Here is a 9,415-nt window from a genome sequence, read left to right as displayed (position 1 = left end):
GGGGCCTGAGGGGCGCGTATGGAGGAGGGGCCGGACCCCCGCGGGGGTCCGGCCCTTCGTCATGCCGCTCCGACTCAGTCCAGGTAGTCCCGGAGCACCTGCGAGCGGGAGGGGTGACGCAGCTTGGACATGGTCTTCGACTCGATCTGGCGGATGCGCTCTCGTGTCACTCCGTAGACCTTGCCGATCTCGTCCAGCGTCTTGGGCTGGCCGTCGGTCAGGCCGAAGCGCATGGCGACGACGCCGGCCTCGCGCTCGGAAAGGGTGTCCAGCACCGAGTGCAGCTGCTCCTGGAGCAGCGTGAAGGAGACGGCATCCGCGGGCACCACGGCCTCGGAGTCCTCGATCAGGTCGCCGAACTCGGAGTCGCCGTCCTCGCCGAGCGGGGTGTGCAGGGAGATGGGCTCGCGGCCGTACTTCTGCACCTCCACGACCTTCTCCGGGGTCATGTCCAGCTCCTTGGCCAGCTCCTCCGGGGTGGGCTCGCGGCCGAGGTCCTGGAGCATCTGCCGCTGCACGCGGGCCAGCTTGTTGATGACCTCCACCATGTGCACCGGGATGCGGATGGTGCGGGCCTGGTCCGCCATGGCGCGGGTGATGGCCTGACGGATCCACCACGTGGCATACGTGGAGAACTTGAAGCCCTTGGTGTAGTCGAACTTCTCGACGGCGCGGATCAGGCCGAGGTTGCCCTCCTGGATGAGGTCCAGGAACAGCATGCCGCGACCGGTGTAGCGCTTGGCCAGGGAGACCACCAGACGCAGGTTGGCCTCGAGCAGGTGGTTCTTGGCCTTGCGCCCGTCCGCGATGATCAGCTGGATGTCCCGGCGCTCGCGGTAGTCGTCGGAGGCCTCGTGCTGCACGACGTGCTCGGCGTAGAGGCCGGCCTCGATGCGCATGGCCAGGTCCACCTCCTGCTCGGCGTTGAGCAGGGCGACCTTGCCGATCTGCTTCAGGTAGTCCTTCACCGGGTCCGCCGTGGCGCCCGCCACGACCACCTGCTGCACCGGGGCGTCGTCCTCGGAGTCGTCCATGACGAACGCGCCCTTGGACTGGGCCACCTTCTGGCCTGTGGCGGCCGTCGTGCCGGTCACGGCCTCCGCGTCCATCGCCGGACGCTCCGGAGCGTCCGAGCCGTCCGCGTCCTCATCATCAGAGTCTTCGGTGGCGGTCTCGTCCGCCACCACGTCCTCCTCGACGGCGTCCGCGGCCTCGGTGCGCTCGCGCGCCTGGACGAGCTCCTCGTCGTCCTCGGCCTGCTCGGCGGAGGCGGCGGACGCGGTGGCCTTCTTGCCCCCGGTCGTGGCGGTCTTCTTCGCGGCGGTGGTCTTGGCCGTGGCGGTGGTCTTGGCCGCGGTGGGCTTCCGGGTCGCCTTCTTCTTGGCCGTCGGCGTGGCAGCGGTCTTGGTCGCCGCCGACTTCGTCGCGGTCGTCCGCGTCGTGGCGCCCTTGGTCGTGGCGCTCTTCGTGGCTGCCGACTTCTTGGCTGCCGACTTCTTGGCTGCCGTGGAGCGGGTGCGCGTGGTCGTGGCCTCGGAGGCAGTGGTCTCCTTGCCGTCCTGCACACCGCTGGTCGTCGAAGTGGTCACTCGAGGCCTTTCCGTCTCGTCCGCGGCCACCCGCGGATCCTTGCAGTCCATAGACACGTGACCCTGTCAAGTCGCGGCCTCGGACGACCGACGTCGTCCGGGCCCGCCGACTGCAGGGTCCGTGAGTGCCAACGACGGCTGAGACCGATCTATTCCGAACCCGGGAAACGGGCTGCGGTCGGCCGTGCCGTCGTGAAGCCGCATCATTCTCTCATGGGCGGCCACCGTCGGGCCGCCACGCGGTGGCCGGGTCGGTCGCCCAGCCTGCGACGCACCCCGCGGCCACGATGCGTCGCAGGACGGAGACGAACGGGTCGCCGGGACTCAGCGCCGCCGCCGCGGTCAGGTGGGCGTCCGCGTCGGAGCCGTGGCCGCGGGCCCAGCCGACCCACCCGGCCAGTGCCAGGGCCTGAGCCGCCACGGCCGGCGTCGCGACGGGCACGAGCGCGCGCAGCCCCGCCCGCAGGGCGTCCAGCCGGTCCCAGGCCGGCGCCCGGCGCGAGGCCGCGGTGAGGATCCGTTCCTCGTCCCCCGGATCCCCCGTGGCCGCGCCGGACGGCGCGGCGGCATGGAGCAGCAGGCCGTCGCGCCAGGCCGGACGCGTCAGCGGCGAGCCCAGCACGGCGGGTGCGGGCGCACCGCGGCCACGCGCCGTGCCGGTCAGCACCGGCTCCCACTGCGCCAGCCACGCGCGGCGTGCCGGGGGCGCGTCCTGCTCGGGCGGCCGCCACCGCGCGTCGTCGGGCCGGGCCGCGGCGGGACCACGACGCGGGACCGGGTCGGACACCGCCGCGCGGTCCCAGACCGAACCGCGGGTCATCAGGTGCAGGGACAGCGGCGCGGCTCGGGGGTCGAGGGTGCCCTCCTCGGCGATGCTGCTCCCCCACCAGGGGCGCGCCCGTCCGTGCGCGCACGTCCAGGCCGCGGCCAGGGGGCGACCCGCGGACGCCAGGGCGTCGTCGAGCGCCGCGGCCCAGCCGGGACGGGTCAGCGTGGCTCGGGCGCCGTCCGGCAACGCGAGGCAGAGCGTCGCGTCCGCTGCCGCGTCCCGCCGGCACACCTCGGCCACGGCGCAGGCCCAAGCGTCGACGTCGACCTCCTCGGGAGGCAGATCGACCCGCACCACAGCGCGCAGGCGCCCGTCGTGCAGGGTGAGGAGGACGAGGCTGTCCTCGGGCAACCGCCCGAGGGCGTGGCCGACGTAGGCGAGCAGGTCCTCCGGGCCGCGGGCCGGCAGGACGGGGGCGTCGAGCGAGGTGGGGGCTTCCATGCCGCCACCCTCGCCGACCGGGCCCCCGCGGTGGAATCAGTCCCCGTCGTCGGTGGACGGACGGCCGGGTCCGTCCTCCTGTGCAGGAGCGGACCCGCCGCCGGCGTCCCGCGCGGCGAGGTACGCCTCGACGGCGGAGGCGAGTTCGTCGCCGTCGGGCAGGCCCTGCTCGGTCTCGAGCAACGACCGCTCCTGGTCCTCGGCGTTCTGGTCGTAGTTGCGCTCCAGGCCGGCGATCATCTGCTGGATCTCCCCGGACCCGGAGACCTGGCGCTCCAGCTCGGCCTCGATGTCCCGCGAGGCGTCTCGCAGGTCGTCCGAGGGCAGCATGAGCCCCATGGCGGCCCCCGCGTACTCGAGCGCGGCCACGGCCGCCTGGGGGAAGGACGCCTCGGCCACGTAGTGCGGCACATGGACGGTGTAGCCCGCCGTCGGCAGGTCCGCCTCCTCGGCGCGCAGCTCGAGCATCTGCAGCAGCCCCGCGACGATGTCCGCCTCCGGGCTCCAGGTGGACAGCCCCTCGACGGCGTCGGCGCGGGACCCGTGCGTCGTGACCCCGAGCCGCCGCGTGTGCGGCACGGGCAGCGGGGCCGCGTCGAGGAAGGTGAGCGAGTCCACCTCCCACTCCTGCGCGAGGCCGAGCACGGCCTCCGTCACCGCCTGCCACCGGAAGTCCGGCTCGGGGCCGGACAGCAGCAGGAAGGGGTGGCCGAGCAGGTCCTCGACCAGCTGCACCTCGAGCGCGGGCAGGCGCAGATCACGGTAGCGGTCCCGGTCGAACCGGAGCCGGGGACGCCGGGCGCGGTAGTCGAACATCGAGTCGACGTCGAAGGAGACGACGGTCCGATGGGTCAGGTGCTCGTGCAGCGCGGCCCGCACCTGCCGAGCGACCCGGCCCGCGTCCATGTGCCCGGTCAGGGCCACGAGCATGCCCAGGCCGGGGGGCACGGGCGCCCCCTCATGACGGGTGTACAGCGGCGCGGCGTCCTGCACGTCTCGTTCCCCTTCCGGTGGTCCGTCTGCGGGAGAGTCGTCCCCGCCGCCCGGATGGCGACGGACGCACATCCCTCCCTGTCCTCTGGCGTCAGTCAACCACGGCACGGCACCCTCCTATTCCGCGCCCGCGCGCCCTGGACGGGCGCGCGAGCCCTCTGACTAGGATGACGCGGGACGGCCCGGCCCACCCCGCCGGGCGCATCCCCCCACCGCCGGAAGAGAGGCCCGTCCGTGATCACCCTGGACCGCCCGACCCTGACCGCCCGCGCCCTGGAGGACCTGACCGCCTCCGCCCTCGTGGTGGGGGTGGGCACCGGTCCGGACGGCCCCGTGCTCCTGACGGACGCGCTGCCGGCCGAGGCAGCCACCGCCCTCGAGGCCTCGTTCGAGCTGCTGGGCGTGCGGGGCGCCGAGGACGAGGTCCACCGCCTCCCGGGGCTGGGCGGCGTGCCGGTGCCGCTGCTGGTCCTGGCCGGCGTCGGCGGTCTGGACGACGACGGCGAGGCCTCGGACGAGTCCCTGCGCCGCGCCGCTGGGGCTGCCGTGCGCTCCCTGGCCGGCACCGACGCCGTGGCCCTGGCCCTGCCGGCCGACACCCCGGCCCGACTGGCCGCCGTCGCCGAGGGCGCCGTCCTGGGTGCGTACGCCTTCACCGCCCAGAAGTCCGAGCGCGCCCGCGCCGAGGCGGACTCGTCCCGTCCCGTCCGCGAGCTCGAGGTCGTCACCCCGCTCGCCGCCGCGGACGCCGACCCCGTGCTGCGCCGGGCCGCCGTCGTGGGCGACGCGGTCTGCGCCGTGCGCGACCTGGTGAACACGGCCCCCTCGCACCTCTACCCGGCCACGTTCGCGGACGCCGTCGCGGAGGACCTCGCGGACTCGTCCGTGAGCGTGGACGTGTGGGACGAGGACCGCCTGCGCGCCGAGGGCTTCGGCGGCATCCTCGCGATCGGCCAGGGCTCCTCCCGCCCGCCGCGGCTCGTGCGCATCGAGCACGCGCCGGCCGACGCCGCCGCGCACATCGCGCTGGTGGGCAAGGGCATCACCTTCGACACGGGCGGCATCTCGCTGAAGCCCGCCGCCTCGATGATGACGATGAAGTCGGACATGGCCGGCGCCGCCACCGTCTTCGCCGTCGTGCGCGCCGCCGCGGCCCTGGACGTCCCTGTGAAGGTGACCGGCTGGCTGGCGCTGGCCGAGAACATGCCCTCGGGCACCGCCATCCGCCCGTCCGACGTCATCACGATGTACGGCGGCAAGACCGTGGAGGTCATGAACACGGACGCCGAGGGCCGCGTCGTCATGGCCGACGCCCTCGTGGCGGCCACCGACGAGCGACCCGACGCGGTGCTCGACGTGGCCACCCTCACCGGTGCCCAGCTGGTCGCCCTCGGCGTGCGCCACACCGGCGTCATGGGTGACGACGCGCTGCGCGACGAGGTCGTCGCCGCGGCCGACGCCGCCGGGGAGCTCGCGTGGGGCATGCCCCTGCCGGAGCAGCTGCGCGCCTCGCTCAATTCGCGCGTCGCGGACATCTCCAACATGGGCGACCGCTTCGGCGGCATGATGACCGCCGCCACCTTCCTGCGCGAATTCGTCGACGCCGGACGGCCGCAGGACGACGACGCCGCACGGACCCCCTGGGCCCACCTCGACATCGCCGGCCCCTCCTTCAACGAGTCGGCCGCGTACGGCTACACCCCGCAGGATGCCACCGGCGTGATGGTGCGGACCCTGGTGGGTCTCATCGAGGGGCGTGCCCGGTAAGGTTGGTCCCGATGTCCACCGCGTCCCCCGGCCGCGCGGCCCGCCGCCGACGGCCGGGGATGACGGTGACGCACCACCACCACGATCCACCGATCCCAGCACCAAGGAGCAACACCGTGGCCGACAAGGCAACCGCTCAGGAATTCGACGTCCTCGTCCTCGGCGGTGGCTCCGCCGGGTACGCCGCAGCCCTGCGTTCCGTGCAGTACGGCAAGTCCGTCGCCCTCGTGGAGAAGTCCAAGGTCGGCGGCACCTGCCTGCACTGGGGCTGCATCCCCACGAAGGCCTACCTGCACGCCGCCGAGGTGGCCGACGAGACCCGCAACGCCGCCAAGTTCGGTATCAACGCGACCCTCGAGTCCGTGGACATGGCGAAGGTGCGCGACTACAAGGACGGCATCGTCGCCGGCAAGCACAAGGGTCTGGCCGGCCTGCTGAAGATGCGCAAGGTCCAGGTCATCGAGGGCGAGGGCAAGCTCGTCTCGAAGAACGAGGTCGAGGTCGACGGCACCCGTTACACGGCGGAGAACATCGTGCTGGCCTCCGGCTCCGTGGCCAAGACCATGGGCCTCCCCATCTCCAAGAAGATCATGACCTCCACGGAGGCCCTCGAGCTGGACTACACCCCGAAGTCGGCCATCGTGCTCGGCGGCGGTGTCATCGGCTCCGAGTTCGCGTCCCTGTGGAACTCCTTCGGCGTCGAGGTCACCATCATCGAGGGCCTGAAGACCCTGGTCCCCAACGAGGACCCGGCGATCATCAAGGTCCTCGAGCGCGAGTTCAAGAAGAAGGGCATCAAGACCAACCTGGGCACGTTCTTCGACAAGGTCGAGGAGACGGACTCGGGCGTCAAGGTGACCCTCGCGGACGGCAAGGTGTTCGAGGCCGAGGTCTGCCTCGTCGCCGTCGGCCGCGGCCCGAACACCGAGGGCCTCGGCTACGAGGAGCAGGGCGTCAAGATGGACCGCGGCTTCGTCCTCACCGACGAGCGCCTGCACACCGGCGTCGGCAACATCTACGCCGTCGGCGACGTCGTCCCCGGTCTGCAGCTGGCGCACCGCGGCTTCCAGCAGGGCATCTTCGTGGCCGAGGAGATCGCCGGCAACAAGCCGATGGTCGTCGAGGACATCAACATCCCGAAGGTCACCTTCACCGAGCCGGAGATCATGTCCGTGGGCTACACCCAGCCCAAGGCGGAGGAGAAGTTCGGCAAGGACAACGTCGAGGTCGCCGAGTACAACCTGGCCGGCAACGGCAAGTCCTCGATCCTCGGCACCGGCGGCATCATCAAGATGATCCGCCAGAAGAACGGCCCGATCGTGGGCGTGCACGGCATCGGCAAGCGCATCGGCGAGCAGATCGGCGAGGCGCAGCTCATCGTGAACTGGGAGGCCTACCCCGAGGACGTCGCCCAGTTCGTGCACGTGCACCCCACGCAGAACGAGGCCCTGGGCGAGGCCGCCATGGCCCTGTTCGGCCACCCGCTGCACAGCTGACCCACCGCCCTGACCATCCCGGGTCCGTGCGTCGGGCCCACCTCGCAACCCCGGGTGGGCGCCCCCGGCGCCCACCCCTCATGAGGAGCATCGGAACCATGTCTGAAACCGTGAACCTGCCCGCCCTGGGCGAATCCGTCACCGAGGGCACCGTGACCCGCTGGCTCAAGGCCGTCGGCGACGAGGTCGCCGTCGACGAGCCCCTGGTGGAGGTCTCCACCGACAAGGTCGACACCGAGATCCCGTCCCCCGTGGCTGGCGTGCTCGAGGAGATCCTGGTCGAGGAGGACGACACGGTCGAGGTCGGCGCCCCGCTGGCCACGATCGGCGACGGCTCCGGCGGCGGCTCCGCCGACGCGTCGGAGGACGACGCCGCGGCAGAGGAGCCCGCCGTCGAGGAGGCGCAGCAGGACGACGCCCAGCAGGAGCCCGCCGGCGAGCCGGCCCCGGAGGAGCGTGCCTCCACCGACCAGGGCTCGGACGAGGCCCCGTCGGCCGGCGGCGAGGCCTCCGAGGTCACCCTGCCCGCGCTGGGCGAGTCCGTGACCGAGGGCACCGTGACCCGCTGGCTGAAGTCCGTCGGCGACGAGGTCGAGGTCGACGAGCCGCTGCTCGAGGTCTCCACCGACAAGGTCGACACCGAGATCCCCTCCCCCGTGGCGGGCACCCTCCTGGAGATCCGTGCGGAGGAGGACGACACCGTCGAGGTGGGCGCCGTCCTCGCGCTCGTCGGCTCCGGCTCCGCCGGCGGCGGCTCCGCCCCGTCGGAGGGCTCCTCCGGCCAGGACGAGGCGTCCGCCGAGGAGATCGAGGACAAGGCGACCGAGGCCGAGGCCCCCGAGGAGACCGAGGAGGCCGCCGAGGCCGCCGGCGTCGAGAAGTCGGAGAAGACGCCCGAGGCGTCCCCGTCCGAGGATGCCTCTCGCCGCGACTCCGCGCAGGGCGAGACCGCCGAGGCGCCCTCCGCCACCGAGCCCGGCCAGGGCTACGTGACCCCGCTGGTGCGCCGCCTGGCCCACCAGAACAACGTGGACCTGTCCACGGTCCGCGGCACGGGCGTCGGCGGCCGCATCCGCAAGCAGGACGTGCTCGCCGCCGCGCTGGCCTCGCAGGCCGCCGCAGACGGGTCCGAGGCTCCGGCCGAGCAGTCCTCCGAGGCTGCCGCCCCGTCGTCGGCCGCGTCCGCCCCGGCCACGAGCTCCTCCGTGGACCCCTCGGTCCGCGGCGAGGTGGAGAAGGCGCCGCGCATCCGCCAGGTCATCGCCCAGCGCATGCGCGAATCCCTCGACCTGTCCGCCCAGCTGACTCAGGTGCACGAGGTGGACGTCACCCGCATCGTGCAGCTGCGCAACAAGGCCAAGGCCTCCTTCCAGCAGCAGGCCGGCGTGAACCTGACGTACCTGCCGTTCATCACGAAGGCCGTCGCCGAGGCCCTCAAGCAGCACCCCAAGCTGAACGCGTCGCTCTCCAAGGACAACAAGGAGATCACCTACCACGCGTCCGAGGACATCGCGATCGCCGTGGACACGGAGAAGGGGCTGCTGGTGCCCGTCATCAAGGACGCCGGCTCCCTGAACCTGACGGGCCTCGCCCAGAAGATCGCCGACGTGGCCGAGCGCACCCGCACGAACAAGATCTCGCCGGACGAGCTCTCGGGCGGCACGTTCTCGATCACGAACATCGGCTCCGTGGGCGCGCTGTTCGACACGCCGATCATCAACCAGCCGCAGGTCGCGATCCTGGGCACCGGTGCGATCGTGAAGCGCCCCATGGTGGTGACCGACGCGGACGGCAACGACTCGATCGCCATCCGCCACATGATGTACCTGTCCCTGACCTACGACCACCGCCTGGTGGACGGGGCCGACGCGGGCCGCTTCCTGATGACGGTGCGTCAGCGTCTCGAGGGCGGCGAGTTCGCCAACGAGCTGGGTCTCTGACGGAAAGGGAGAAGGACTGTGGATATCCTGCACAGCATCCTGGTGGCCGTGCACATCGTGTCCGCCGCAGCGATCGTGGGCGGTTGGTTCGCGCACTTCCGCAACCCGACCGTCACCACCTCGCAGTGGTGGGGCTCCGTGGGCATGATCGTCTCCGGCGTGGTGCTTTTCGGCCTCGCCATGAGCGGGGAGCCGAACCACATGAAGCTGGGCGTCAAGTTCCTGATCGGCGTCATCGTCTTCGTGGCCGCCCTGATCGGCCGCCGCAAGTCCAACCGCGGGGAGGTCGTGCCCACGGGCCTGGCCCACGCGGTGGGCGGTCTGGGCCTGGTGAACATCCTGGTCGCCGTCCTCTGGCAG

The 9,415-nt window shown here is 72.3% G+C and carries 7 protein-coding genes; 4 read left to right on the top strand and 3 right to left on the bottom strand.

Annotated features, from left to right (window positions below):
- Positions 1–74: 74 nt before the first annotated feature.
- The 3 genes from ACFI33_RS11400 to ACFI33_RS11390 all read right to left on the bottom strand — a co-directional run bounded on the left by ACFI33_RS11400 (position 75) and on the right by ACFI33_RS11390 (position 3,852).
- A complete protein-coding gene (locus ACFI33_RS11400; RefSeq protein WP_205805457.1) occupies positions 75–1,640 on the bottom strand; it encodes an RNA polymerase sigma factor in 1,566 nt (521 codons plus the stop codon).
- Between the two features lie 160 nt (positions 1,641–1,800).
- Entirely contained in the window at positions 1,801–2,859 is a 1,059-nt protein-coding gene (locus tag ACFI33_RS11395) for a DUF4192 domain-containing protein (RefSeq protein ID WP_012750911.1), read from the bottom strand.
- A 36-nt stretch (positions 2,860–2,895) separates the two neighbouring features.
- Complete coding sequence (locus ACFI33_RS11390; RefSeq protein WP_036314094.1) at positions 2,896–3,852, bottom strand: PAC2 family protein; 957 nt, start codon at positions 3,850–3,852, stop codon at positions 2,896–2,898.
- A gap of 234 nt (positions 3,853–4,086) precedes the next feature.
- Here ACFI33_RS11390 and ACFI33_RS11385 point away from each other — a divergent pair, with 234 nt between their 5' ends.
- From ACFI33_RS11385 to ACFI33_RS11370, 4 genes are all read left to right on the top strand, one after another.
- Entirely contained in the window at positions 4,087–5,619 is a 1,533-nt protein-coding gene (locus ACFI33_RS11385; RefSeq protein WP_036314092.1) for a leucyl aminopeptidase, read from the top strand.
- Positions 5,620–5,735: 116 nt separating this feature from the next.
- Positions 5,736–7,115, top strand: a complete 1,380-nt coding sequence (gene lpdA / locus ACFI33_RS11380; RefSeq protein WP_251679507.1) for a dihydrolipoyl dehydrogenase — start codon at positions 5,736–5,738, stop codon at positions 7,113–7,115.
- 98 nt (positions 7,116–7,213) lie between these two features.
- Complete coding sequence (sucB, locus tag ACFI33_RS11375) at positions 7,214–9,055, top strand: 2-oxoglutarate dehydrogenase, E2 component, dihydrolipoamide succinyltransferase (protein ID WP_251679506.1); 1,842 nt, start codon at positions 7,214–7,216, stop codon at positions 9,053–9,055.
- Positions 9,056–9,073: 18 nt separating this feature from the next.
- On the top strand, positions 9,074–9,415 hold a 342-nt coding region (locus ACFI33_RS11370; RefSeq protein ID WP_010078527.1), incomplete at its 3' end, for a hypothetical protein.

The organism is Micrococcus sp. PSi08, from assembly GCF_054960655.1.
The sequence above is the reverse complement of the archived record's forward strand: the minus strand, read 5'-3'. Positions and strand labels throughout refer to the sequence as shown.

Bases quoted from the DNA above. Each gene is read 5' to 3' on its own strand.
- ACFI33_RS11400 (WP_205805457.1), bottom strand. From the start codon at position 1,640: ATGGACTGCAAGGATCCGCGGGTGGCCGCGGACGAGACGGAAAGGCCT.
- ACFI33_RS11395 (WP_012750911.1), bottom strand. From the start codon at position 2,859: ATGGAAGCCCCCACCTCGCTCGACGCCCCCGTCCTGCCGGCCCGCGGC.
- sucB (WP_251679506.1), top strand. From the start codon at position 7,214: ATGTCTGAAACCGTGAACCTGCCCGCCCTGGGCGAATCCGTCACCGAG.